The 23827-nt window shown below is 72.9% G+C and carries 23 protein-coding genes; 10 read left to right on the top strand and 13 right to left on the bottom strand.

What is annotated here, in order from left to right:
* Positions 1 to 1223: 1223 nt before the first annotated feature.
* Entirely contained in the window at positions 1224 to 1646 is a 423-nt protein-coding gene (locus ACWD12_RS13435) for a hypothetical protein (protein ID WP_358357548.1), read from the bottom strand.
* Between the two features lie 99 nt (positions 1647 to 1745).
* Positions 1746 to 2300: a nuclear transport factor 2 family protein gene (locus tag ACWD12_RS13430; RefSeq protein WP_450099670.1), complete on the bottom strand. Its 555-nt coding sequence runs from the start codon at positions 2298 to 2300 to the stop codon at positions 1746 to 1748.
* A gap of 150 nt (positions 2301 to 2450) precedes the next feature.
* Between ACWD12_RS13430 and ACWD12_RS13425 the strand changes: the two genes are divergently transcribed.
* Positions 2451 to 3239, top strand: coding sequence for an SDR family NAD(P)-dependent oxidoreductase (locus tag ACWD12_RS13425; RefSeq protein ID WP_450099669.1), 789 nt, complete (start codon positions 2451 to 2453; stop codon positions 3237 to 3239).
* Between the two features lie 80 nt (positions 3240 to 3319).
* Positions 3320 to 3589 carry a hypothetical protein gene (locus ACWD12_RS13420; protein ID WP_358357543.1) on the top strand — a complete coding sequence of 90 codons (270 nt, stop codon included), beginning with the start codon at positions 3320 to 3322 and terminating at the stop codon, positions 3587 to 3589.
* Between the two features lie 81 nt (positions 3590 to 3670).
* Here the strand turns inward: ACWD12_RS13420 and ACWD12_RS13415 are convergent, their stop codons facing one another.
* The 6 genes from ACWD12_RS13415 to ACWD12_RS13390 form a co-directional block, all read right to left on the bottom strand.
* Positions 3671 to 4159: a YcxB family protein gene (locus tag ACWD12_RS13415; RefSeq protein WP_450099668.1), complete on the bottom strand. Its 489-nt coding sequence runs from the start codon at positions 4157 to 4159 to the stop codon at positions 3671 to 3673.
* Positions 4160 to 4286: 127 nt separating this feature from the next.
* The gene (locus ACWD12_RS13410) at positions 4287 to 5960 is read right to left on the bottom strand and encodes a PrsW family glutamic-type intramembrane protease (RefSeq protein WP_450099667.1); all 1674 of its coding nucleotides are present in this window, start codon (positions 5958 to 5960) and stop codon (positions 4287 to 4289) included.
* 88 nt (positions 5961 to 6048) lie between these two features.
* Positions 6049 to 6858 carry a tRNA (guanosine(46)-N7)-methyltransferase TrmB gene (gene trmB, locus ACWD12_RS13405; protein WP_450099666.1) on the bottom strand — a complete coding sequence of 270 codons (810 nt, stop codon included), beginning with the start codon at positions 6856 to 6858 and terminating at the stop codon, positions 6049 to 6051.
* Between the two features lie 106 nt (positions 6859 to 6964).
* Complete coding sequence (locus tag ACWD12_RS13400) at positions 6965 to 7168, bottom strand: hypothetical protein (RefSeq protein WP_358357533.1); 204 nt, start codon at positions 7166 to 7168, stop codon at positions 6965 to 6967.
* Positions 7169 to 7286: 118 nt separating this feature from the next.
* Positions 7287 to 8510: an L-2-hydroxyglutarate oxidase gene (gene lhgO / locus ACWD12_RS13395; RefSeq protein WP_358357529.1), complete on the bottom strand. Its 1224-nt coding sequence runs from the start codon at positions 8508 to 8510 to the stop codon at positions 7287 to 7289.
* Positions 8511 to 8646: 136 nt separating this feature from the next.
* Entirely contained in the window at positions 8647 to 9975 is a 1329-nt protein-coding gene (locus tag ACWD12_RS13390; protein ID WP_450099665.1) for an MFS transporter, read from the bottom strand.
* Between the two features lie 767 nt (positions 9976 to 10742).
* On the opposite strand from ACWD12_RS13390, the gene ACWD12_RS13385 reads away from it, so the two are divergent.
* A complete protein-coding gene (locus ACWD12_RS13385) occupies positions 10743 to 12659 on the top strand; it encodes an albusnodin/ikarugamycin family macrolactam cyclase (protein WP_450099664.1) in 1917 nt (638 codons plus the stop codon).
* A gap of 22 nt (positions 12660 to 12681) precedes the next feature.
* On the opposite strand, the gene ACWD12_RS13380 is transcribed toward ACWD12_RS13385, so the two are convergent.
* Positions 12682 to 13893 (bottom strand): RNA polymerase sigma factor, encoded by a 1212-nt coding sequence (locus ACWD12_RS13380; protein WP_450099663.1) that lies wholly within the window; start codon positions 13891 to 13893, stop codon positions 12682 to 12684.
* Entirely contained in the window at positions 13890 to 14261 is a 372-nt protein-coding gene (locus ACWD12_RS13375) for a YciI family protein (RefSeq protein ID WP_450099662.1), read from the bottom strand. The genes ACWD12_RS13380 and ACWD12_RS13375 overlap by 4 nt, the downstream gene beginning before the upstream one ends.
* Positions 14262 to 14613: 352 nt before the next feature.
* Between ACWD12_RS13375 and ACWD12_RS13370 the strand changes: the two genes are divergently transcribed.
* The 7 genes from ACWD12_RS13370 (at position 14614) to ACWD12_RS13340 (ending at position 21651) form a co-directional block, all read left to right on the top strand.
* Positions 14614 to 15462 (top strand): TetR family transcriptional regulator, encoded by an 849-nt coding sequence (locus ACWD12_RS13370; RefSeq protein WP_450099661.1) that lies wholly within the window; start codon positions 14614 to 14616, stop codon positions 15460 to 15462.
* Positions 15459 to 16604, top strand: coding sequence for an acyl-CoA dehydrogenase family protein (locus ACWD12_RS13365; protein ID WP_358357516.1), 1146 nt, complete (start codon positions 15459 to 15461; stop codon positions 16602 to 16604). Before ACWD12_RS13370 ends, ACWD12_RS13365 begins: the two co-directional genes overlap by 4 nt.
* A gap of 160 nt (positions 16605 to 16764) precedes the next feature.
* On the top strand, positions 16765 to 17538 hold the full coding sequence (locus ACWD12_RS13360; protein WP_450099660.1) for an AMP-binding protein: 774 nt from the start codon (positions 16765 to 16767) through the stop codon (positions 17536 to 17538).
* Between the two features lie 64 nt (positions 17539 to 17602).
* Entirely contained in the window at positions 17603 to 18910 is a 1308-nt protein-coding gene (locus ACWD12_RS13355) for an acyl-CoA dehydrogenase family protein (RefSeq protein WP_450099659.1), read from the top strand.
* The gene (locus ACWD12_RS13350) at positions 18907 to 19977 is read left to right on the top strand and encodes a phosphotransferase family protein (RefSeq protein ID WP_450099658.1); all 1071 of its coding nucleotides are present in this window, start codon (positions 18907 to 18909) and stop codon (positions 19975 to 19977) included. Before ACWD12_RS13355 ends, ACWD12_RS13350 begins: the two co-directional genes overlap by 4 nt.
* Positions 19974 to 20744 (top strand): SDR family oxidoreductase, encoded by a 771-nt coding sequence (locus ACWD12_RS13345; RefSeq protein ID WP_358357506.1) that lies wholly within the window; start codon positions 19974 to 19976, stop codon positions 20742 to 20744. Before ACWD12_RS13350 ends, ACWD12_RS13345 begins: the two co-directional genes overlap by 4 nt.
* A 454-nt stretch (positions 20745 to 21198) precedes the next feature.
* Positions 21199 to 21651, top strand: a complete 453-nt coding sequence (locus ACWD12_RS13340) for a universal stress protein (protein ID WP_450099657.1) — start codon at positions 21199 to 21201, stop codon at positions 21649 to 21651.
* 15 nt (positions 21652 to 21666) lie between these two features.
* On the opposite strand, the gene ACWD12_RS13335 is transcribed toward ACWD12_RS13340, so the two are convergent.
* From ACWD12_RS13335 to ACWD12_RS13325, 3 genes are all read right to left on the bottom strand, one after another.
* Positions 21667 to 21876 carry a hypothetical protein gene (locus ACWD12_RS13335; protein ID WP_450099656.1) on the bottom strand — a complete coding sequence of 70 codons (210 nt, stop codon included), beginning with the start codon at positions 21874 to 21876 and terminating at the stop codon, positions 21667 to 21669.
* Positions 21873 to 22661, bottom strand: a complete 789-nt coding sequence (locus ACWD12_RS13330; RefSeq protein ID WP_450099655.1) for a hypothetical protein — start codon at positions 22659 to 22661, stop codon at positions 21873 to 21875. Before ACWD12_RS13330 ends, ACWD12_RS13335 begins: the two co-directional genes overlap by 4 nt.
* 61 nt (positions 22662 to 22722) lie before the next feature.
* Positions 22723 to 23664 carry a LysR substrate-binding domain-containing protein gene (locus ACWD12_RS13325; RefSeq protein ID WP_358357498.1) on the bottom strand — a complete coding sequence of 314 codons (942 nt, stop codon included), beginning with the start codon at positions 23662 to 23664 and terminating at the stop codon, positions 22723 to 22725.
* Positions 23665 to 23827 lie beyond the last annotated feature (163 nt).

Raw genomic sequence — 23827 nt, 5'->3', positions numbered from 1 at the left:
CGCATCCGGCATCTCCGCACCTGGTACCGGCAGGCGCCGGGCCGGGCGCCATGCGGCCGCTCCCGCACCGGAGTTCGGACAGGACTTTTCCCAAGGGCAGACTCAGGGGCCCGGTTTCGGGCAGCAGCCGGGCGGAATGGCGGACGGGGCCACCGTCCCCGCGCCGCTCCCGGTGCCGCCGCCGGGCGTCCCGCAACCGCGGGGGCCGGTCGGCTCGGTGCCGCCGCTCCCGCCGACTCCGCCGCCGATGCCCCCCGGCCCGGGTACGGCACCCGCCGGGTACGCGCCGTACGGCGACGCCGCCTTCGGCGCCGCTCCCGGGTACGCATCCGGGACACCGCACAGGCCCGGGACCAACGAAAGCGACACGGTCGTCGGCGACTCGCTGGCGGGCCTGTTCGCCGACGGCGGCGGAACCGGCGGAGCGTCCGGTCGGCGTCGCGGGCGTGCCGCCGACGGTGACGGCGGCACGGGTGAGAGTGCGGGCAGCGTCTTCGCCCGGCACCGCAAGCCGCTGATCGCCGCCGCGGCGGTCGTGGCCGCCATCGTCGGCGTGGTCGCGGCGGTCGCCGCGATCGGCGGTGACGAAAAGGAAAAGCCGCCCGCGCCGCCGGCGGCGAAACCGGACACCCCGCCGCCGGGCACTCTCGTCGGCCCGGGTGTGTTCGACCTGTCCGGCCTCAAACTGACCATCCCCGCCGGATGGGACGCCCGGCCGAACGGCCCCGCCATGGTGTGCGTGGCTCCCTTGGAACTGCCCGTCGAGGTGCGCACCGACTGCCTGCGCGGCGGACTGCGCGTATGGGTCGGCGAGAGCCAGGACCGCAAGGTGGCCCTCGACGACCCGGCGGGCTGGACGCTGGGCGCGCCCGCGGCGTGGTGCCCTTCGCTCGCGCCGGGCGCCGCGGGGCCGAAGCCGAAGACCACGGGGCGCAAGTTCCAGAAGCTCGGGGCGCTGACGTACGAGTACGCGCGCTACACCGTCCCTTGCACCGACGGCACGTCGATCGAGCCGCAGGTGTGGTGGCTGCCGCAGTCGAAGATCTCGTTCAGCACCGGCGGGCTGCCGAAGACCTACGACGCGGTCGTCAAGCAGCTGGTCACGACGATGGACAAGAAGAGCTACAAGGCTCCGTAGCCCGCGCAGGCGGCCTTCGGGCCGCGCGGGCCGCCGGAAACCGGGTCAGGAGCCCCAGGACCGGTCCAGACGGGTCGGTGCCGGGTCAGAACACCGCGACGTCGGTGGTCGCCACGAACGGGTTGTCCGGGCCCGCCGGGAAGGAACTCCAGCCCTGCGCCTCGTAGACGTTCATGAGCTCGTGCTCGGACTTCTCCTCGTCGGGCCACTCCGCGCGCACCACGACGTGCACCGACGGGTGCGGGTACTGCTCCCACCACTCCACTATGTGGCCGTCCAGGTCGACCGGCACCGGGTGGTGCTCGACGCGGTGCACGAGCATGTACGGACCGCCTGTCCACGGGCCGACGTACGCGCCGCCCAGCGGTATCGCGGAGATCGAGTCGCCGCCGCGCGGCAGCGCGGGCCCCGCGAAGTCGCCGGACAGCAGCGAACCCACGTACCCCGTCGGGGGCCGGTCCTCCGGGACGTCCTGATAGAAGTCCACCCGGAGTCGGTACCGGATCACGTGCTGCCCCTCTGGTTGCCGAGTCAGGAAGCCGGCACCCAGACGGCCGGTTCCATGAGTCTCATACGTATACCAGCCGATAGGGGTTACGCCGAAGGGCTAGGGCATTTCTCCGTTTTCGCCCGCCTTGTTGCCCTCGGGGTCCGTGAACTCCTGCCAGGTTTTCCACAGGCTGGGGACAGTGCCCGAACCGTACGACCGCTCGGGCCAGTTCGCGGGCGGCAGTCCGATCGGGTTCGCCCCGACGTCGGCGCCGTACCAGAGATCGTGGCGGCGGCGCACGAAGTACCAGCGTCCGCCGCGCCGCTCGTACACGTCGCGGTAGAGGATCGCCTGGTGGATCCAGCGCGAACCCTCCTGGATCTCGCCCTTGCAGTAGACGTGGCCGGTCGCGTGGTCCTCGTCCAGCAGGTCGATGACGTGCGTGCCCACGTTGAGGATGGTCACCCCGAGCGGACGCAACTGGTCGGCGAAGGACGCACGCAGGGCCTCCCGCCCGGAAGTGTCGCGCGTGACGCGGACGTCGTCGACGAACAACGCGCACAACCCGTCGAGGTCCCTGCTGTCGACGGCGAGTGCGTAGCGCGCGGCCAACTGGCGGATCTCCTCGTACGCCAGGAGCCTGCCCACGTCCCGCATCGCGCCCTCGTCCATGCCGTCTCCGCTCCGTGTGCCGGTGGACTGATCTTGATGATCCGTCAGTTCCTTGATACCCGATAAGGGCAAGGAAAGTATCCGCGGGTGTGTGCCGGGGGGCATGTGCGGATGTATGCGCGGTCTTACGCGCGGAAGAGGGTGGCGTCGATGAGCGGGAGCCTGGACGGACGGGTCGCGGTGGTGGCCGGCGCGGGCGAGGGGATCGGGCTATCCACCGCGCTGGCCCTCGCGGGCGAGGGAGCCGACCTCGTGCTCGGCGCGCGACGCGCCGAACCGCTGCGCGAACTCGCCGACCGGGTCGCGGCGCAGACCGGCCGCAAGGTGCTCGCCGTACCGACCGACATCGCCGACCGCGACGCGTGCCACGCGCTCGTCGGCGCGGCCGCGGAGGGGCTCGGGCGGGTGGACGTCGTGGTCAACGTCGCCACCTACAACCCGTCCGGCCGCGTGGAGGACCTGGACCGCGACGAGTACCGGCGGGCGTTCGACGTCAACGTGCTGGGCGTGCTGGAGGTGAGCCGGGCCGCGCTGCCGCACATGCGGGCGGTGGGCGGCGGGTCGATCGTGCAGATCAGCACGGAGGCGCCCCGCATGAAGCTGCCGTACATGGCGGCGTACGCGTCGACCAAGATGGCCATGGAGATCGCCTCGGCCACCATGGCGCGCGAAGTGGGCCGCGACAACATCCGGGTCAACGTCGTGGTCGCGGGCTACACCGACAACGCGAAGCTCGCCAAGTACTTGGAGGAGGTCGCGGAACGCCGCGGCCTGACGGCGGACGAGGTCCGCACGGAGTTCGCGTCGAGCGCCGCGCTGCGGCGCATCACGCAGCCGGAGGACATCGCCGAGGCCGTGCTGTTCCTCGCGTCGCCGCGCTCGCGCGGCATGACGGGTACCGTCACGCACGTGACCTCGGGAGTCGTACTGGAGCCGTGAGGCGCCCGCGCGCGTATGGCCGCGCGCTTCCCGGGCATCTACCCCTAAAGGGTGTGGATGCGAAATGGGAGGGGCGGCCGGTGGGGCGGAACCGACTCTCGGAACGGGCGGGCGACGCCGCGGCGCTGACCTTCGTGTTCTTCGCGATGACGATAGTCGCCGTGATGGTCGCGGCGTTCGCCGTGATCGCGCATTCGTGGCTGTGGGTCGTCGCGCTGGTGTTCGCCGCGCTCTTCCTGCTCGCCTGCGGGTGGAGCGCGCTGGAGGTCGTCATCGCGCGGCAGATGGACCGTGAGCGGCGCGAACGGGCGCGCGGGGACTACGCGGTACGCCCGATCGACCGGCGCTGACGCAGCCGCGTCGGCGCCGGGCCGGATTCGGGTCGGGTCCGGGTCGGATGTGCTCGGTCGGGGCCGGGCGTCGGCCCCGGGTCAGCGCCGGGTCAGGCCGCGCTCGCGCAGGAAGCCGCCGATCTCGGCGTTCTGCTCGGCGCTGAAGATCCGGTGCGGCACCATGATCGCCTGCGCCGGGTTGAACTCGAAGATCCACTGCTCGTCCACCGACCGCAGCTTGCGGAAGGTGCTCCACGGGATCTCCGCGCGATTGGCCCCTATCGCCGACCGGTACACCTCGTCGGTCAACGTCACCTCGCACACGTCGCCGTGCATGTGCCGGTTCTGCCGGGCCGCCTGCAGCGGCGCCCACAGGCGCAGGCCCAGCATCGCCGCACCGAAGGCCAGGAAGATGAAGGGCCAGAAGGCGACCCCGCCGTCCAGCGCGCCCATCAGCAGCACCACCAGACCCGCCGCCAGCAGAATCGCGCCGCCCACGGTCAGACCGCGGAACAGGCCGCGGCGGAACGCGATGACCCCGTCGGCGATGTCGCGCTCGCTCGGGATGTAGTTGACGCTGATGTGCACGGGCATTCTCCAGTCGGGCCCACAGGCGGGCGCGGGCGGGGACCATAGTCCCACGCGTCCGGGTCTGCGGCGGACGCACCCGCGTTTGGTGCCGTGCGCGGTACGCGGGGGCGGTGCGGGCGGCGGTTCAGCCGCCCGTGGGCTCGCTTGCGGGGGCCGCCGAAGGCTTCGGCGGGACCGCGTCCACGGGGTTCGGTGCGGCGGGCTGCGGGTCCCCGGCCGGGGGCGGCCGGACGCTCCAGCCGGGCGGGACGACGGCGTGCGCGGCGCCCGCGTGGGGGACGGCGGCGTACGCGTGGGCGGGGGCGTACAGATGCGCGGCGTAGGGGTGCGCGGTATAGGGATTTGCCGCGTACAGATGTGCCGGGTACAGCTGCGCCGAATAAGGGTGCGCCGAGTAAGGGTGCGCTGAATACGGATAGGCGCCGCCGTACTGATGCGCCGCGAACGCCGCCGCAGGCGCGGGGGCCGCATACGGGTTCGCCGCGTACGGCGGCCCGGCAGCCTGCGGGACCCCCGCCGGGCCGTACTGCGGCCACGCCGCCCCCTGCGTCCAGCCGTATGTGGGCATCGGCCCCCAGCGCGGCGTCGGCATCGTGCGCTCCGGCACCTCGCCGAGCGCGTGGCGCAGCTCCCACAACCGGTCGAGGAACACCCGTTCCTGCGGGGTGAACTCCTCCGCGGTGACGTCGCCCCGGACCGCGCGCCGCCGCAGCTCGGCCAACGCGGTGGCGTTCCAGTGGTATTGCCGTGCGGCGCGCTCGCCCGGTTTCCCGTACAGCGCGAGAGCGGCGCGGCGCTGGCGGTTGCGGTCGGCGACCGAGCCGAGCACGTACGGCTCGTTCCAGCTGAACCAGCCCGCCCCGACGTAGTGCGGCAGTTGGGTCCGGACCGCGTCCAGTTGCGCGCCGCGCAGCTTGTGGCCGGTCACGAACACGCCTGCGAGCAGCGGTGCCATGACCAGGAAGTAGACGGACAGCATGATCGCGGGCTCGTCGTCGACCGTGGTCTTCCACGCCGAGCCGTTCCACGCGGAGTGCAGGCCGACGGCCACCAGATAGCCGCCGAGGGCCACGAGAACCGCCCGCGAGCGGTTCCGCAGGAGCACCGCGATGCCGAGGGCGAGGCCGGTCGCGGCGGTGAACAGCGGGTGCGCGAACGGCGTGAGGATCGCCCGGCCCAGGAAGATCGCGGCGGTCTGCGCGGCGGCGTCGCCCTCGTCGCTGCCCTCCCCGAAGGCCCGGCCGAAGTACAGGACGTTCTCGGTGAACGCGAACCCCGCGGCAGTGGTGGCGGCGAGGACCAGTCCGTCCAGCGGGCCGCGGAACCACGGGCGGCGGAACAGCAGCAGGAGCAGGACCGCGGCGCCCTTGGCCAGTTCCTCGACGAACGGCGCGACGACGGTGAGCCCGAGCAGTTCGCCCTGGTACTCGCCGGAGCGGTCGACGATCGCGTCGATCGACCACGAGTTGGCGTACAGGGCCGCGAGTGCGCCCGCGCCCGCCCCCCACGACAGTGCGAAGGCCAGGTGCTGCCACGGCTGCGGTCGGGCCCGCGCGAGCAGCAGGAACACGCCGACCACCAGTGGTACGGGGGCCGCCGCGAGCGGTATGCCGACCGCGAGGCCGTCGAGGCCGGTCACGTCGCTCATCTTGACCGCGGCGGTGATCCAGCATCCGGCGAACAGCAGGCCGAGCACCACGATCCGGTTGCGCGGCTTCGCGAGGAACGCCCGCAGCGCCCGCGCCTTACCGCCGCCGGAGGGTCCGGCGGCGGTCAGCGCGTGATCGGGCGTGTCCATATGGTGTGACGATAGCCGGGACCGGCGACCGGTTCGTTTCCTTGGCCCAAAATGCGTCGTCCCGTGTCCGCGGGGCGTCGCGGGCGGTTCAGACGCGGCGGAAGATCAGGTCGGCGACCTCGTGGCCCTTGGCGAGGCCCTGGCGCTCGAAGCGTGTCATCGGCCGCCGGTCCGGGCGCGGTACGTACCCGCCGCCCGGCCCTGCCGTGTTGGCGAGCGCGGGCTCGGCCTCGAGGACCTCCAGCATCCACGCCGCGTACGGCGCCCAGTCCGTCGCGCAGTGCAGCGTGCCGCCGGGGGCCAGGCGCGACGCCGCGAGAGCGGCGAAGCCGGGCCGGATCAGGCGGCGCTTGTGATGGCGCGACTTGGGCCACGGGTCCGGGAAGAACACCCGGATCCCGGCCAGCGAGTCCGCCGGGAGCATCTCGGTCAGCAGGACCACGGCGTCGCCCTCGGCGATGCGCACGTTGCCGAGCCCGCGTGCCTCGATCAGGTGCAGCAGATTGCCGATGCCGGGGGTGTGGATGTCGGTGGCGAGGATGTTGACGCCGGGTTCGGCCTCGGCCATCGCCGCCGTGGCCTCGCCCATGCCGAACCCGATCTCCAGGACCACCGGACCGCCGTTGCCGAACAGCGCCGCGGGTTCGCGCGGCTTGCCGTCCACGGGCAGGCCGTACGCCGGCCACAGCCGCTCTATCGCGTCCTGCTGCTGCGGGCTGAGCCGTCCTCGGCGCGGGTGGAACGTGCGGACGACCCCGACCGGCGGCCCGCCGAAGGGGTCGGGCGCCAAGGTGGACTCGGTGCCCGCGGGCGGCGACGCCGGCCGGTGCGCGGACGCGGAGACCGTGGCGGACGTCGTCGACGTGGCGGACGTGTCGGAAGGCGTGGCGGAGGACATGGGGAGAAGGCCGTCGGCTCGGGGGCACGGCACGCGGAGGCCGTGCCGGGAGACTCTTCGATGCTACGGGAGGCGTGGGCCCGATCCGGCCCTGCCCGGGGGCCGGTCAGCCCTGCTCGGACGGTCCCGGGCGCGGTTCGGCGGTGCGGCGCGCGTCTCGGGCGTCCCCGGTGCGTGCCTCGGTCCGGCGCCCGCGGGCCAGATAGTCCAGGGCGATCAGTTGGACGGCGTCCTGCGGGCTCTTGGTGCCGGACATCAGCATGAGCTCGATCGCGAGGTCGGCGTCGAGGGAGATGGTGACCTTGGCCATGGCCGCTCCTCGGGGTGGGCATGTCGGGTGGCGAGTCAGGGTGGCGAGTCAGGGTGGCAAGTCAGGCAGGCGAGTGAGGCGGTTCGGCGGAGGGCTTTGCGGGCCCCTGCCGCTGTCCTCAGATGCCCGCGGCGAGGCGTTCCCGGACGCGGTCGGCGATCTCCTCGCCGATCGGGAGAGAGGCGGTGGCCGCTGGCGACGGGGCGTTCAGGACGTTCACGATGCGCTCGCCGCCGGTGAAGAGGAAGTCGTCGACGAGTTCGCCGTCGGGGCGTACCGCCTGCGCGCGCACCCCGGCCGGGGCGCGGACCAGGTCGTCCGCGGTGACGGCCGGCAGCATGCGCTGCACGGCGCGCGTGAAGGCGGGCTTGGCCAGGGAGCGCAGCATCTCGCCCGCGCCGTACCGCCAGTGCCGCCGGGCGATGTGCCACATGCCGGAGTAGCCGAGGGTCGCGGCGAGTTCGCGCGGGTCGGCCTGCGTCCACGCGTACCCCTCGCGGCGCAGCGCGAGCACCGCGTTGGGGCCGACGTGCACGTCTCCGTGGATGCCGCGGGTCAGGTGCACGCCGAGGAAGGGGAACGCCGGGTCGGGGACCGGGTAGACGAGGCCGCGGACCAGGCCGCGGCGGTGCGGTGCCAGCTCGTGGTACTCGCCGCGGAAGGGCACGATGCGGACCGGCGGCGGGGCGCCGCCCTCGGCTCGGGCGGCCATCGCGGCGATGCGGTCGCTGTACAGGCCCGCGCAGTTGACCACGACCCGGCCGCGCACCTCGCCGAGGCGCGTCTGCACGACGACCTCGCCCGGGTGCACCGCGAGCGAGGTGACTCCGGCGCCGGTGCGCAGCGACACGCCTTCGGCGTGCAGCAGGCCGACGAGCGTGCGGCAGACGTCGGTGTAGTCGACGATGCCGGTGGTCCCGACGTGCAGTCCGGCGATCGCGCGCACGTTCGGCTCGTATTCCCGGATCTGATCGGACGTCAGCTCGCGCACGGGTACACCGTTGGCCTCGCCGCGTTGGAAGAGCGTCTTCATGCGCCCGAGTTCGGACGGGTCGGTGGCGACCACGAGCTTGCCGGTGACCTCGTGCGCGATGCCGTGCTCGGCGCAGAACTCGACCATGCGGCGGGCGCCCTCGACGGCGAACCTGGCCTTGAGGCTGCCGGGCTTGTAGTAGAGCCCGGAGTGGATCACCCCGCTGTTGCGGCCGGTCTGGTGCACGGCCCAGGAGGTCTCCTTCTCCAGGATCGCGACGGTGGTGCCCGGGGCTCGTCGGACGAGGGCGTACGCCGTCGACAGCCCCACGATGCCGCCGCCGATGACGATCACGTCGTACCTGAGCATGCGCCCCTCCGCGTTCCCGGCCCGCCCCCCGGCGGCCTCCGATCGGCCCCCGGCCGACGCCCAGTATCGCGCGGCGCCGGTGCGGCCGGTCGCGGTACGGGCCGTCGCGGTGCGGCCCTTCGCCGTGGGTTCGGTGTCAGGCGGTGATGCCGATGGAGGTGCGCACCTGCTCGGAGAACTCCCGTACGACGGGCTCGCGGGCGTGCGCGGCCTGGAGTCCGGAGACGAGGTCGCGCACATAGGCGGTGTTGCGGGCGGAGTGCACGCGCTGGGCGACCGCGAGTGCGCGCATGCCGCCGCCGCACGCCGCGTCGATGTCCCCGGCCGCGAGGTCGGCATGGGCGCCGACGGCCAGGCGCAGGCCGTGCGAGCGGATGTACGCCTCGCTGCGCCCGGCCAGCGCGGCCGCCGTGAAGCGCCGGGTCTGCTCGGGCAGCCGGAGGTCCCGGTAGCACTCGGCGCCGTCCGCGCAGAGGCGGTCGTACGAGAAGAAGTCGATCCACTCGGGGTCGTCGTCACCGGTCCGGGCGCGTTCGAGGTGCCCCTCGGCGGCGTTGAGCGACCGCGCGCACGCCCCCGGATCGCCCGCGCGCGCGTGCGCCCGGGCCTCGACGAGGTGCAGGAAGCCGGTCACCTTGGCGGTGGCCACGCTGCGGTTGCGCTCCACGGCCGCCTGCGCGAGGTCGACGGCGGTGTTCGGGTGGCCGCGGTAGGTGGCCTGGAGGCTCATCGTGGCCAGGATGTATCCGCCGAGCGGTACGTCGGCCGCGGCGCGGGCGAGCCGCAGCGCCTGGATGTAGTAGCGCTGGGCTATCTCGTGCTGCCCGGTGTCGAACGCCATCCACCCGGCCAGCCGGGACAGTTCGGCGGTCGCGCCGAACAACTGGCGTCCCACCGAGTCCTGGTAGCTGCCGCGCAGCAGCGGCGTGGCCTCGACGCGCAGGCATTCGGGCACCATGGACGCGCGCCAGTCCCCGCCGCCGTACTTGCTGTCCCAGCGCCTCGCCTCGGCCGCCGCCTCCCGGAGCTTGGCCACATCCGTCTGGCCGACCTTGCGGTCGGAGCCGCGGTGTTCGGCCAGTGCGTCCGCCGGGGTGATGAGCCAACGCGCGAGGGGGGTCGCGAAGGCGGTGACGGCGAATGTCCCGGTCAGGAATTCGCGGCGGTTCACGTGGTCGTGCCTCCACAGGTCGGTGGCCTTGACGACGGCTTCGGCAAGGTCGCGCGGGAAGGAGAGGCCCAGATCGGGATCGGACGGGCCGCTCTCGTCGAGGCCGATCTCCTCCAACGGCACGGGGCGCCCGAGCCGTTCGGCGAGGACCGCCGCGATGAGGTGGGGGACGGGGCCTTGCGGGGTCATGCCCTTGCCGACCCAGCGGGCCACGGAGGTCTTGTCGTAGCGCAGGGTGAGGCCGCTGGCGGCACCGAGGTCGTTGACCCGGCGCGCGAGACCGGCGTTGCTCACGCCGGCGCGTACCAGGAGCGTGCCGAGAAGGTCGTTCGGCCCCCGAGGAGCCTGTTCGCGACCGGCCTGCTCCCGTGTGTTCGGCTCACGCGCGTTCGGCCGGTGCGTGCCCTGCCCGGGTGACACCGGACCGGTGTCACCGTCCTGTGCCTCGTCGCGGACCGCGGCCGACCGGCTCGAACGCTTGCGCGTCGTGCCTGCGGACGGTGCGGCGGCGGACGGGGCGGCCGTGGCTCGCGCGGCCGGTCCCGTGGTGGACCCGGCGCCGGCGGATGCGGCGGATCGGGTTGCGGCGTCCGGGGGTTCGTGGGCGCGTACCTCGCGCGGACGGGGGAGTGGCCGGGGAAGACGGGAAGCCGTCACCGCGGGTCGGAGGGCGGCTTGCCCTGACCCGTCGCTCTTAGGACCACTGCGCATGGCTTGCCCCCAAAGGCGACTTCCGTCTACCTCAGGGTAACCGGAGGGGGTGGCGCGGGTAAGGGGAATGACGCTTTCGTACGAGCGCCGGTCAACGGGTGTACGAGAGGCGTCAAGACGGTACGCATCAGGTAGCTGATAGGCCGTCAAAATTCGCCACCAAAAGGTGGAAAAACCAACAAAAGAGCGACACTCGGGCGTGATGTTGTGCCGTGCGCCGGTACCGTGTGCCTGTGCGCCTGCCCATGCGCTCTGCACAGGGTTGCCTAACCTTGCTTGACTGTAAGGGCTTTGGTGCCGGCGATGCGTTGGCCGGTGCCGTGGAGGACCGCGGTACAGGGGGATCTGACATGCGCTGGTTCGCTGGGACGAGCGGCAGCCACTCGGCGCCGCGACCCGACCACTCGACGGTCGTCTGGGACGGCCTCGATCCCCTGTGGCTGGTGGGTGACTGGCCGCAGGACGAGGTGCGCACCGTCGCCCGGGGGCGGGACAAGATGGCCGTGCTGGGCGACTGCCGGGCCACCGACGCCGAGTTGGAGGTGGGGCTCGCGGTCGCGCGCGGCGGCGGGCTGCGACATCTGACGTGCTGGCCGGGCAGCTACCACGTGGTCCTGCGGCTCGGGCGCCGCACGCTGGTGCTCGGCGATCTGGCCGGGTTGCGGCAGGTCTACCACGCGCCGTTCGAGGACGGCCTCGTGTACGCCTCCCTCGCCCTCCCGCTCGCCGACCTCACCAGCGCCCGCCTGGACCGCGACCTGCTGGCGGCGCGCGTGTTGTGCCCGGACGTCCCCGAACTGACCGCCGGCCGCTCGTTGTTCGCCGGCGTGCAGTGCGTCGGGCCGGGCCACACGCTTGAGCTGACCGGCTCCAAGGTCCGGCTGCGCCTGCACGAACAAGGCGCCGCACCCCTCGACTTCCCGGCCGCCGCCGCGGCGCTGCGCGAGGCGCTGACCGCCTCCGTGGACCGCCGTGTCGGGGCCGCCGCGAAGACGGGGACCGACCTGTCGGGCGGGCGCGACTCGACCGTCCTCTCGCTCCTGGCCGCACGGGCCGCGCAGCACGAAGTCGTGGCCGTGACCTGGGCCGACCCGAGCGCTCGCGACGACGTCGAGTACGCCTCGCAGGTCGCCACCAAGTCGGCGCGCCTGCGGCACCTGCTCGTTCCCGCCGACGCGGACTGCCTGCCGTACGCGCGGCTGATCGACGCCTTCGACGCGCCGCCGGTCCCCGACGACCCGGCCTCGTCGCTGGTCACGATCGCCCGCACGCTGCGGCACATGGAGGCCGCCCGCGAGGCGGGCATCGACGTGCACCTGACCGGCTACGGCGGCGACGCGGTGCTCGGCACGCCGCTCGCCTACCTTGCCGACCTCGCGATGGACCGCCACCCCGTCGCCGCGATGCGGCACGCCCGCGCGTGGGCCCGGGTCGCGGGCGTGCGGCCGGGCGACCTGGCCGCGGCGGCCCGCCGCGTCGGGCGTACCGGCTTCGACCGGGCGCTGGTCGGGCTGGCCGAGGTGCTCGAAGCCGACGAACTCGGGATGTCCGCGGGCGGTATGGACGCCCTCGTCAACTGGGTCGCGCCCGGTCCCACACTTGTGTGGGCCGACCCGGACGCCCGGCGCGGCGTCGCGGCGGCGCTGCGCGCCCACGCCGAGCTGACCGCCGCGGACACCGCGGAGCGCCGCGCCGACCCGTCCGTGCACCGCAGGCCCGGCGACCGTGCGTCGTGGGTCTCCGTGCGGCGCGCGGCGGACCGGCACCGGGTGATGCAGCAGATCGCGGACGGCAGCGGGGTCCGGATGCGGGCGCCGTACCTGGACAACGCCGTGGTCCGGGCCGGTCTCGCGCTGCCGGCGTGGGCGCGCGGACGCGGCGACGGGCCGCGCACGCTCCTGCACACCGCCGTCGAGGGCCTGGTGCCCCGCTCGGCGCTGTCGCGCACCGGCAAAGGCGACTACACCCGCTCGGAGATCCGGGGCCTGCGGCGCAACGCCGCGGACCTGCGGGACCTGTTCGCCTCGCCGCTGCTGGCCGAAGTCGGCATCCTCGACACCACCGCGGTACGCGCCGCGCTCGACCGGGCGACAAGGCCGGTGCTCGGCAAAGGCGCCGGCGGCGGCGACCCGAGCGAACTGCTGGGCGGATTCGCCGATGTCGTGGGTGCCGAGCTGTGGCTGCGCGGGGTTGCCGCGGGCCGGGCCACGCGTTGGGGCACGGGCACGGCCGCGACGGCGGGCAGCGTCATCGCCGCGGTCGCCTGACCGGCGGGGCGGGCGCGGGCCGTCACGCCCGCAACCTGCTTGCCCGGGACTCCAGGTAGCGCTGTTCGGCGATGCTCGCGGTGGCTTTGGCGGCACGGCGGTAGTGCTCGTACGCGCCCGCCGTGTCACCGGTCTTCTCCAGCAGATGCGCTCGTACGGAGAGCAGCCGGTGGTGTCCGGCCGTGCGCGCGTCGTCGTCCAGCGTCGCCAGCAGGGTCAGTGCGGCTTCCGGCCCCTCGGTCTCGGCCAGGGCGATGGCGCGGTTGAGGGTCACCATCAGGTTCGGCGCGATCCGCTCCAGGATCAGGTAAAGGGCGTGCACCTGCCGCCAGTTGGTCTCCTCGGCCTTGGCCGCGTCCGCGTGCGTGGCCGCGATCGCGGCCTGCAGCTGGTACGGCCCGAGCGCCGGCCCGGCCAGCGACGTCCTGACCAACGCCGTGCCCTCGTCCAGCAGTTCGCGGTCCCAACGGGTGCGGTCCTGCTCGTCCAGCGGCACCAGGTCGCCGCCCGCGGTCGTACGCGTGTCCCGGCGGGTGTGCGTGATCAGCATCAGCGCGAGCAGTCCGGCCACCTCGGTGTCCTCGGGCAGTTGCGCGTGCACCATGCGGGTCAGCCGGATCGCCTCGCGCGCGAGGTCCACCCGGTGCAGCTCGTTGCCCGACGACGCGGTGTAGGCCTCGTTGAAGATCAGGTACAGCACGTGCAGGACGACGCGCAGCCGCTCCTCGCGCTCGGCGCCCTGCGGCAGCGCGAACGTGCTGCCCGCCGCCCTGACGCGCTGCTTGGCCCGGCTGATCCGGGCCGCCATCGTGGCCTCCGGCACCAGGAACGCCCGGGCGATCTCGGCCGTGGTCAGGCCGCCGACCGCCCGCAGCGTCAAGGCGGTCTGCGACGCCGCGGTCAGTGTCGGATGGCAGCACAGGAACAGCAGGACAAGCGTGTCGTCGGTGTCCGGGACGCTCCCGGGCACCACCTCGACGGCCGTCGCCACCTCGCGCTCGCGCCGGGCGTGGTCGCTGCGCATCTGGTCGACGAGCCGCCGGGAGGCGACCGTGACCAGCCAGCCGCGGGGGTTGTCCGGCACGCCGTCGGTTGGCCACTGCACCGCGGCGGCCAGGACGGCTTCCTGAACAGCGTCCTCGCACCCCTCGAATTGGCCGTGCCGGCGTACGAGCAGGCCGAGGACCTGCGGCGTGAGCTCACGCAGCAGGTCCTCGATGTCCGGTTCTGTCACGCCTCCAATTGTCCGTCGGAGAACATGACCTGGCGCACCTCGATCCCCAGCCCCTTGATCGCGGCGTCCGGAATCTGCGCCGCGATCTCGATCGCGCGCGCCTTGTCCTCGACGTCGAGGAGGTAGAAGCCGCCCAGGTACTCCTTGGACTCCAGGAACGGGCCGTCGGTCACCACCGGCTGGCCGCTGCGCACCGACACCACGGCGGCCTGCGAGGGGTCGACGAGCGCCTGCGTGGTGAGCAGCTCGCCGGACTCCTTGAGCGCGGCGAGCAGCCTCCCGTGGCCCTCGCCGATGGCCGCTTTCTCCTCGTCGGTCAGCGCGTCCAACACCGCCGGGTTGATGTGCATGCTGATCAGGAACTGCATCTCACTGCTCCTCGTGGACCGCGGGCCCCCGGCCGGGGCCCTTCGCAAGGTGGTCGGAGCCGGCGCCGCCGTCTTGACATCCCCGGGCCCGCCGATTCCCGGAAGTCTTCCAACTTATGTGTTGGGAATGCGTGTCGCGAGCCCTGCTCGGAGCCGCGCGGCTGCTCCCACCGACCGGCCAGCGGGCCAATTTGCCGGGAGAGCGCCGGGAACCGGGTAGGAGCACGCGTACCGCGGCATTGCTTGTGGCCGGGCACCGTTCCGCGGTCATCTCTTGATCGAGTCTTGCCCCGGATCCGCCGCGCGCCTAGCATCCGACCAGAGAGTCGGAATTCCTACCCATGGGTTGACGATGGCGCCACGCAACAAGCTGATGCGCGACGAGATCCGCGGTACCGCGACGCGGCTGTTCGGCGTGCGCGGCATCGGCGCCGTCACGCTCCAGGAGATCGCGGACGAGCTCGGAGTCTCCAAGGCCGCGCTGTACCACTACTTCCCGAACAAGGAGGCGCTGGTCCGGGCGATCTTCGAGGACTGGGCGCGGGTCGGGTTCGACCGCATCTCGGCCGTCGTGGTGCTCGCCGAGCCGGCGTCCGTACGCCTGCGCCGGATGATCGAGCTCCACGTGCTCGGCCTCACCCGCGACCTCGACCTCTACCGGCTCGGGTTCCGCGACGAGGACCAACTGCCGGACAGCGCCCGCGAAGTCTTCGACAAGTTCAAGCGCGACATCGACACCGCGGTACGCACCGTCATCCGCGAGGGCGTCGCCGACGGCGAGTTCATGGCGGTCGACCCGAAGATCGCCGGCTTCGCCGCGATCGGCATGTGCAACTGGATGTTCAAGTGGTACCGCCCCGACGGCGAGTACACCGCGGAGGAACTCGCGGCCATGCTCGCCCGGTTCGCCCTGGGCGGGCTGCTGCGCCGCGACCCCGCGCGCGCCGCCGACCAAGGCGGCGCGATCGACCGCGCGGCGCTCATCGCCGAGATGGCCGCCGACCTGCAGCGCGAGGTCGACACGCTGCGCGCGGCTGCGCTTCCGGCGCATGCGCCCCGGTCATCCGGGGCTTCCGAGCCGTGCGAGCCGTCGGCGCCCGTCGAGCCGTCTGAGCCCGTCGAGCTGTCCGAGCTGTTTGAGCCGTCCGATTCCTCGGAGTCTTCCGAGTCACCCGAGCCCAGGCAGGGGGATCAGCCATGAGGGACCGTCATCTCGACGCCGAGCACATCGCGTTCCGGGAGAGCGTGCGGGAGTTCGTCCGCCGCGAGATCACGCCGTACCACGAGGAGTGGGAGAAGGCCGGGATCGTCGACCGCGAGCTGTGGCGAAAGGCCGGCAAGCAGGGCCTGCTGGGCATCGACGTGGACGAGGAGTACGGAGGCGGCGGCGTCCGGGACTTCCGCTACCTGGCCGCCATCTCCGAGGAGATCGTGCGCGCCGGGGCCAGCGGCGTCGGCTTCGGCCTGCACAACGAGGTCGTCGCGCCGTACCTGAACGACCTGGCCACCGACGAGCAGAAGGCCCGCTGGATGCCGGGCTTCTGCTCCGGCGAGCTGATCACCGCGATCGCCATGACCGAACCCGGTGCGGGCAGCGACCTGCAAGGCATCCGGACCACCGCGGTGCGCGACGGCGACGACTGGATCCTCAACGGCGCCAAGACGTTCATCACCAACGGCATCAACGCCGACCTGGTGGTCGTGGTCGCCAGGACCGACCCCGAGGCCAAGGCCAGCAAGGGCACCAGCCTGCTGATGGTCGAGCGCGGCATGGCCGGCTTCGAACGCGGCCGCAACCTCGACAAGATCGGCCTCAAGGCCCAGGACACCGCCGAACTTTTCTTCAACGACGTGCGCGTGCCCGGCAACAACCTCCTCGGCGAGGTCGACAAGGGCTTCTACCACCTGATGCACAACCTGCCGCAGGAGCGCCTGGGCATCGCGGTGGCCGCGGTGGCGGGCGCCGAGGCGGTGTTCGAGGGGACCGTGGAGTACTGCAAGACGCGCACCGCGTTCGGGCAGCCCATCGGGGGATTCCAGAACACCCGGTTCGAACTCGCCGAGATGGCCACGGAACTCGACATCGCCCGCACGTACCTCGACGACTGCATCATGCGGCACGTCGACGGCGAACTCGACGCCGTACAGGCCTCCAAGGCCAAGTGGTGGACCACCGACCTGCAGAAGCGCGTCGTCGACCGCTGCCTGCAACTGCACGGCGGCTACGGCTACATGATGGAGTACCCGGTCGCCAAGGCCTTCATCGACAGCCGGGTGCAGGCCATCTACGGCGGCACCAACGAGATCATGAAGGAGATCATCGGGCGCTCGCTCGGCGTGTGAGCCGGACGGTCCGAGTCGAGGTGTGCGGCCGTGGGTCTTCAAGGTTCGGGGCAGGTCGACGACGATGCTTACCGTTGGTTGGCATCCGGCGGCACGAGTACGGCGCGCCGACATCCGCGCCCCGTCCCCGCGGTCTCCGGCCGGGCAGGGAGGTGTCGGCGTGGAGCACGCGCGCAACCTGCTGGCGGCGCTGTGGCGGGCCGCCGACCACTGGCCCGAACGCATGGCCGCACACTGGCAGGACCCCGCAGGGCACGTGGAACGCTCGCTCACCTGGCGGGAGTTGGAGGACCGGGTGGTCGCCGTGGCGGCCGGGCTCATGGCCGGCGGCGTACTGCCGGGAGACCGGATCGGGGTCATGGTCAGACCGTGTGTCGAGTGGACCGTGCTCGACCTCGCGGTACTGGCCGCCGGTGCCGCCACGGTCCCGATGCCGCCCGGCCAGGGCGTCGCGGCGTGCCACCGCGCACTGCGGGGTACGGCACCGCGGATGGTCTTCGTCGAGAGCGGCGGCGACGCGATGACGGTGGCCCGGGCGACCGGTGGTGCGGCGGACCCGCCGCAGGAGATGTTCGTGCTGAGGGAAGGCGGTCTGCAGGTGCTCACCTCGTGGGCGGTGTCGCGCGACCGCGACGCGGTGCGCCCGTACGCCGAGCGCGTCACCACCTCCACGGTCGCCCTGTTCGACCGCGGCGCGGCGGCCGAGACCCACGGCCCCGCGCGGCCCATGACGCACGGCGAGGTCGGCCGGGCCGCGGTACGGCTCGGCGCGCTCCTCGGCGTCTCGGGACCGGGGCGCACCCCCGGACCCGCGGTGACGGTCGGACCGCTGCACCGGCTGCTCCCGCACCTCATGCAGTTCGCCGCGCTGGAGGCGGGCCGTTCGCTGGCCTTCTCCAGACGTGTGGCACGCCCGTACGCCGCGGCCGGCTAGACCGCCGTCCGGCCGCCGCGGGCACTCGACCGACCAGCACCGATCACGCGAGGGGATGGGCACTATGGCCTGGGACTTCTCCACCGAGCCGGAGTTCGAGGAGCAGTTGGAGTGGATGCGCGGATTCGTCCGCGACGAGATCTACCCGCTGGAGACACTCGAATTCGACGACGCCACACTGCGCGCGGTGCTGGCACCGCTGAAGGAGGAGGTCAAGGCCCGCGGCCTGTGGGCCGCCCACCTGCCGCCGGACCTGGGCGGGCAGGGGTTCGGCCAGGTCCGCCTGGGACTGATGCACGAGATCCTCGGCCGCACGCCCTACGGACCGGTGGTGTTCGGCAACAACGCGCCCGACTCCGGCAACGCCGAACTGCTCGCGCACGGCATCGCCGCCTCGGGACGGGACCGGCACCGCAAGAAGTGGCTGGAACCGCTGCTCGACGGGCACATCCGCAGCGCCTTCTCGATGACCGAACGGGACACCGCGGGCTCCGACCCGACCCTGCTGGCCACCCGCGCGGTGCGGCACGGCGACGAGTGGGTCATCGACGGCCACAAGTGGTTCACGTCGAACGGCTCGGTCGCCGACATCCTGCTCGTCATGGTGGTCACCGACCCCGAGGCCAACCCGCACAGCCGCGCCTCGATGATCGTGGTGCCGGCCGACACCCCCGGCGTCGAGGTCGTGCGCGACGTGGCGACGCTGGAGGACCCGGGCCGGACCGACCGGTTCCACGGCTTCGGCGGCCACGCGGAGATCCGCTACCACTCGGTGCGGGTGCCGTACGAGAACCTCATCGGGAACGAGGGCGACGGCTTCAAGCTCGCCCAACTCCGGCTCGGCCCCGGCCGCATCCACCACTGCATGCGCTGGCTCGGACAGGCCGAGCGGGCCTTGGACATGCTGTGCGAGCGGGCGCTGTCGCGGTACGCGCACGGCTCGCTGCTCGCCGAGAAGCAGACCGTGCAGAACTGGATCGCGGACTCGTACGCGGGCATCCAGGCCGCCCGCCTGATGACCCTGCACGCCGCCTGGCGCATGGACCGCGACGGCGCGCCCGCGGCCCGCACCGACATCTCCGCCATCAAGTTCTTCGGCGCGCAGGTGCTCTACGACGTCATCGACCGCGCCGTCCAGATCCACGGCTCGCTCGGCTTCTCCACCGACCTGCCGCTGGAGCAGATGTACCGGTACGCGCGCGCCGCCCGCATCTACGACGGCCCCGACGAGGTCCACCGCGTCAGCGTCGCCCGGCAGGTGCTGCGCAACTACCGGCCCGCCGAGGTGCCGACCGAGCACGTGCCCACCCGGCGCGAGGAAGCCCGCAAGAAGTTCGCCGCCCTGCTCGACGCACCGGAGGCCCAGGCGTGACCGAACCGAGCACCGCGGCCCCGGCCGGCGTCGCCCCCGGCGAGGTCACCGCGTGGCTGTCCGAACGTGTGCCCTCGCTCGTGCCGCCGCTGGCCTTCACCCCGGTTGTGGGTGGGCACTCCAACCTCACGTACGTCGTCGAGGACCGGGTCGGCACGCGGTGGGTGCTGCGCCGGCCGCCGCTCGGACACGTGCTGGCGACCGCGCACGACATGGGGCGCGAGCACCGCATCCTGGCCGCGCTCGGCGACGGGCGCACACCGGTGCCGGTGCCGCCGGTCGTGGGCCTGAGCCCGGACGACTCGGTCAACGGCGCGCCTTTCTACGTCATGGAGTTCGTGCAAGGCGAGGTGCTGCGCAACGCCGAGGCGGCCACGCGCGCCCTCGACGTCGCCGGGCGGCGCCGCGCGGGCGAGCAGCTCGCGGACACGCTCGCCGCGATCCACGCGGTCGACGTGGACGCGGTCGGGCTCGGCGACCTCGGCCGCCGCGAGGACTACATCGGGCGGCAGTTGCGGCGCTGGCACCGGCAGTGGGACGCGACGCGGCTGGACGGCGTACCGGAGATAGACGAGGTGCACGCGGCCCTGGTGGCCTCGGTGCCCGAGCAGCAGGGCGCCACGATCGTGCACGGCGACTTCCGGCTCGACAACTGCATCATCGGCCCCGACGGCAGCGTGCAGGCGGTCCTGGACTGGGAGTTGTGCACCCTCGGCGACCCGCTCGCCGACGTCGGCACGACCCTCGTCTACTGGGTCGAGCGCGGCGAGACCGGCGACCTGCTGCCGTCCGACGGGACCGCCTCGGAAGGCTTCATCGACCGCGCCGCCTTCTGCGCGCGGTACGCCGAGGCCACCGGCCGGGACCTGGCCGGCATCGCGTGGTACGCCGCCTTCGCCTACTGGCGGCTGGCCTGCATCCTCGCCGGCGTCCTCGACCGGTACACCGCGGGCGCGATGGGCGACCAGGCGGGCGACGGCGGGGCGGCCCGGTTCAGCAGGGAGAAACTCTCCGGTCTCGCGGCCAAGGCCCGGACCGTCCTCGAAGAAGGGAAGTTCGTGGCATGACGGTCGACTTGACGGACCGGCTCGCCGGGAAGGCGGCGCTGGTCACCGGGGCCAGCCGCGGTATCGGGCTCGGCATCGCGGCGGAACTCGCGGCGCGCGGCGCCAAGGTGTGCCTGACCGCGCGCAAAAAGGAGGACCTGGACGCGGCCGTCGAGGAACTCGGCGGGCCGGACGTCGCGATCGCGGTGGCGGGCAAGGCGGACGACCCCGCGCACCGGGAAGAGGCGGTCGCGGCGGTGCTGGAGCGCTTCGGCTCGCTGGACATGCTGGTCAACAACGCCGGGATCAACCCGCACTTCGGGCCGCTGATCGAGGCGGACCTCGGTGCGGTGCGCAAGATCATGGAGGTCAACCTCGTCTCGGCGCTGGGCTGGACGCAGGCGGCGTACGGCGCGTGGATGCGCGAGCACGGCGGATCCGTGCTCAACGTGGCCTCGGTGGGCGGCATCGTCGCGGGGCCGTTCATCGGCGCGTACAACGTCAGCAAGGCGGCGCTGATCCACATGACGCGCCAGCTGGGGGCCGAACTCGGGCCCGGCGTGCGGGTGAACGCGGTCGCGCCGGCGGTGGTCAAGACGCGGTTCGCCGAGGCGCTGTACGAGGGGCGCGAGGACGAGGCGGCCGCCGCGTACCCGATGAAGCGGCTCGGGGTGCCGGAGGACGTCGCGAAGGCGGCGGCGTACCTGCTCTCGGACGACGCCGGGTGGATCACGGGGGAGACGCTGGTCGTGGACGGCGGGGTCTCCCTCGCGGGCGGCGTCGGCTGAACGAGGCACCTGGGCGCGACCGCGGCGGCCCGGCCGGCATCTTGCCGACCCGGGCCGCCGCACACGCGTCATGTTGCCGTCATCTGTTCCTAACACTCTGTGGATAGCCTGCGGTTCTCCGTGTCCGGCGGGGAGCGGGAGCACCCGACCGCGGAGCAGAGGCCGGTCGTGGGAAGGTCCGCCGGGGGGCGCCTTCCCATGACCCCTCGGCTGCCTTGCACCTGACCTTTTCCCTTGTTGCCTCGCAGTTGCCTCGCAGTTGCCTCGCAGTGTTTTCGCCTGCCTTCTTCTTCGCCTGCCCGTCCCGGCCGCCCGTCGACGCACGTCCGGGCGGGTGATACCTGTGCCGCAATTCTCAGAAAATGTGATGAATTGTGGGTTTTGCGGTACCAGCCCTTCCAGCCCTTCGGAGCAGCCGAACGGGTTTCTGCGGCACGCACTGGGAGGGCCACCCATGGCAGAGGACGAACCGCGCGGGGTCGTGGTCGGCGTCGACGGGTCGGAACCCGCCCGGCGCGCGCTGGACTGGGCGATGACCGAGGCCCAACTGCGCGGCCTGCCGCTGTATGTGGTCAGCGCCGCGCCCCCGGCCGGCACCTACGCCGCGATGGCCCCCGGCGCGGTCTACGTCGAGGACATGCACGCCGCCCTCGAAGCGGTGCGCGGCGAGACCGACGCCCTCGTGGGCGACGTGAACCGGGCGCGCGACACGCCCTTCGACGGGGATCTGCACGTCCAGGTCTTCGCGGGCACCGCCACCGAGGTCCTGCTCGGCATGTCGGAGCGGCACGTGATGGTCGTGGTCGGATCGCGCGGCACGGGCGGCTTCTCGCGGCTGCTGCTCGGCTCGGTCAGCACGGCCGTGGTCCACCACGCCGCGTGCCCCGTGCTGGTGGTGCGCGAGTAGTCGCGCCGCCGGGCTTCACCGGCACAGCGGCGCGGCGTCGGCGGGACCGGCGTGCCGGTCGCGGACGAAGCCGGCCCGGACGGCGCCCGCCGCCACCGCGCCCACCGACGTCACGCCGCCCAGCGTGACGCCGACCCCGGCCGCGTCCCTCCCGCTCGCGGCACCCGCCGCACCGGCGAGGCCCGGGCCCAGCCCGCCGAGTGCGGCCGGGGCCGACGGGATCACGCCACCCACAGCCCGCCCCGGCGGCCGGTGCCCTCGGTCGGCAGCGGCTCGACGCGGACCACCGAGGGGCGCAGGGTGGGCAGCGCGCTCCTGCCCGTCGCGGCCAGCACCGGGTCGTAGGGCGCCAGCTCGGCCAGTTGGAGGAGAGAGGGCAGCACGTCGTGGCGCGTCGTGGCCACCGCGAGCCGCCCGTCGCCGAGGAGGTGCGCGGGCGCGCCGAAGATCTCCATGACGTGCTGCGCGACCAGCAGCGTCAGGCGCAGCCGCTCATGCAGGGGGTACGCGCCGATCTGCGGCTCGACCGCGACCACGGCCGGGCGCTCGTGCGGCGTCAGCGAGGTGTCGGCCGCGATCCGCATCAGATGCCGCCGCAGCAGGACCTCGGTCGGCAGTTCGGACACCGGGTCGTAGCCCTCGACGACAGGGCTGCGGGCGTGCCGGGCGGCCGCGTACCCGGACACCACCGAGTCGGACGCGCCGCGGCCCACCGCGGTCAGGAAGAGCAGGTCCAGGTCGGACAGCGCGGTCAGCAGGGGGATGTCCGCGTCGGCCCGGTCGCGGGCCAGCAGCTCGCACGCGCCGCGGATCCTGCCGGGTTGGAAGAACGCCGCCACGGCCGCCTCGGCACCGGGGGTCAGCCACACGGCGTGTCCCGGCCAACCCGCCGCGTAACTGCGGCGGCGCCACTCGGCAAGCAGCCATGCCAGGTGCCGGTCGGTCGCGCACAGCGGCTCGTCGGCGGAGACGTAGGGGTTCTCGCGGCGGGCGTTCTGAGGGTTCGTCATACCCATGGAGAGTGGGCCGACCGGGAATCGTGACGCGGGCATCGCGGTGACTTGATGTGATCTACGTCACTCTCAGCGGGCGTCGGCCGCGTACGAACCAGTCCCGGCACACCGCGGCGAAGGCGGCGGCCCGGCGGGTCGGCCGGATTCCGCGCGCCTGCGCGAGGATCAGCGGCAGCGGCGGCAGGTCGTCGGTGAGCTCCAGGGCGACCACACGGCCGCCGTCGTACGTGGTGTCGGTGGCCGGGCGCTGGTTGAGGATCGCGAAGCCCTGCCCGGCGGCGACGAGCGCGCGCACCAGTTCGGGGCTGCGGCTGCGGAAGCGCACACGGGGACTGATCCCGGCCCGGCGGGCCAGGACCGCGAAGTAGTCGCGGTTGTGCGGCAGGTCGAGGAGGACCATGGGCTCGCCGGTGAACGCGCGCAGCGACACCGCCTTCTCGCCGGCCAGCGGATGGCCCGGCGGCACGATGACGTGCGGGGGTATGCGGGCGAGCAGTTCGCCGTCCAGCGACTCGCCGCCCCCGTTGCCGTTGACGTTGTTGCCGAGGTCGTACATCAGCGCGAGTTCGCAGCCGCCCTCGAGAAGGGTCTCGCGCAGGCCGTCGTCCTCGCCCTCGGTCATGTGCACCTCGACCTCGGGATGGCGCTCGGCGAACTCGGCGAGCAGCGGAGGCAGGTAGAACGGCGCGACGGTGTCGGCGCAGCCGAGCGTCAGCACCCCGCGCAGGGCCCCGCCGAAGGCCTTGGCACTGGCGGCCATCTCGTCGGCGTGCCCGAGCAGCCCGCGGGCTTCTGCCAGGAACCGTTCCCCCGACGTGGTCAGGGACAGCCCCTTCGCGTGGTGGCGCACCAGCAGTTGTACGCCGAACTCCCGCTCCAGGTGCGCGATCGCGGCCGAGATGGCGGACTGCGACACCATCAGTTCGCGGGAGGCCCCGGTCATGCTGCGGTGCCTCGCGGCGGCCACGAAGTAGCGCAGTTGGACCAGGGTGAAGTTCATGCGGAAGGCCGCTCTGCGTGGGGCTTCCCGGGTACGGACTCCATGCCGACGATGCTAAGTCGGGGCCGCGCCCACCGCCTGCGGAAGGCGGTGGGCGCGGCCGCAACCCCCCGGGTACCGGGGGGGGAAAAACGCGGGCCAGGGGGGGGCGGCTGGGGAAGGG

It is taken from the genome of Streptodolium elevatio (assembly GCF_053592165.1).
The sequence above is the reverse complement of the archived record's forward strand: the minus strand, read 5'-3'. Positions and strand labels throughout refer to the sequence as shown.

Bases quoted from the DNA above. Each gene is read 5' to 3' on its own strand.
- ACWD12_RS13425 (WP_450099669.1), top strand. From the start codon at position 2,451: ATGAGCGGGAGCCTGGACGGACGGGTCGCGGTGGTGGCCGGCGCGGGC.
- lhgO (WP_358357529.1), bottom strand. From the start codon at position 8,510: ATGCTCAGGTACGACGTGATCGTCATCGGCGGCGGCATCGTGGGGCTG.
- ACWD12_RS13325 (WP_358357498.1), bottom strand. From the start codon at position 23,664: ATGAACTTCACCCTGGTCCAACTGCGCTACTTCGTGGCCGCCGCGAGG.
- ACWD12_RS13355 (WP_450099659.1), top strand. From the start codon at position 17,603: ATGGCCTGGGACTTCTCCACCGAGCCGGAGTTCGAGGAGCAGTTGGAG.
- ACWD12_RS13340 (WP_450099657.1), top strand. From the start codon at position 21,199: ATGGCAGAGGACGAACCGCGCGGGGTCGTGGTCGGCGTCGACGGGTCG.
- ACWD12_RS13365 (WP_358357516.1), top strand. From the start codon at position 15,459: ATGAGGGACCGTCATCTCGACGCCGAGCACATCGCGTTCCGGGAGAGC.
- ACWD12_RS13345 (WP_358357506.1), top strand. From the start codon at position 19,974: ATGACGGTCGACTTGACGGACCGGCTCGCCGGGAAGGCGGCGCTGGTC.
- ACWD12_RS13375 (WP_450099662.1), bottom strand. From the start codon at position 14,261: ATGCAGTTCCTGATCAGCATGCACATCAACCCGGCGGTGTTGGACGCG.
- ACWD12_RS13385 (WP_450099664.1), top strand. From the start codon at position 10,743: ATGCGCTGGTTCGCTGGGACGAGCGGCAGCCACTCGGCGCCGCGACCC.
- ACWD12_RS13370 (WP_450099661.1), top strand. From the start codon at position 14,614: ATGGCGCCACGCAACAAGCTGATGCGCGACGAGATCCGCGGTACCGCG.
- ACWD12_RS13330 (WP_450099655.1), bottom strand. From the start codon at position 22,661: ATGACGAACCCTCAGAACGCCCGCCGCGAGAACCCCTACGTCTCCGCC.
- ACWD12_RS13430 (WP_450099670.1), bottom strand. From the start codon at position 2,300: ATGGACGAGGGCGCGATGCGGGACGTGGGCAGGCTCCTGGCGTACGAG.
- ACWD12_RS13410 (WP_450099667.1), bottom strand. From the start codon at position 5,960: ATGGACACGCCCGATCACGCGCTGACCGCCGCCGGACCCTCCGGCGGC.
- trmB (WP_450099666.1), bottom strand. From the start codon at position 6,858: ATGTCCTCCGCCACGCCTTCCGACACGTCCGCCACGTCGACGACGTCC.
- ACWD12_RS13400 (WP_358357533.1), bottom strand. From the start codon at position 7,168: ATGGCCAAGGTCACCATCTCCCTCGACGCCGACCTCGCGATCGAGCTC.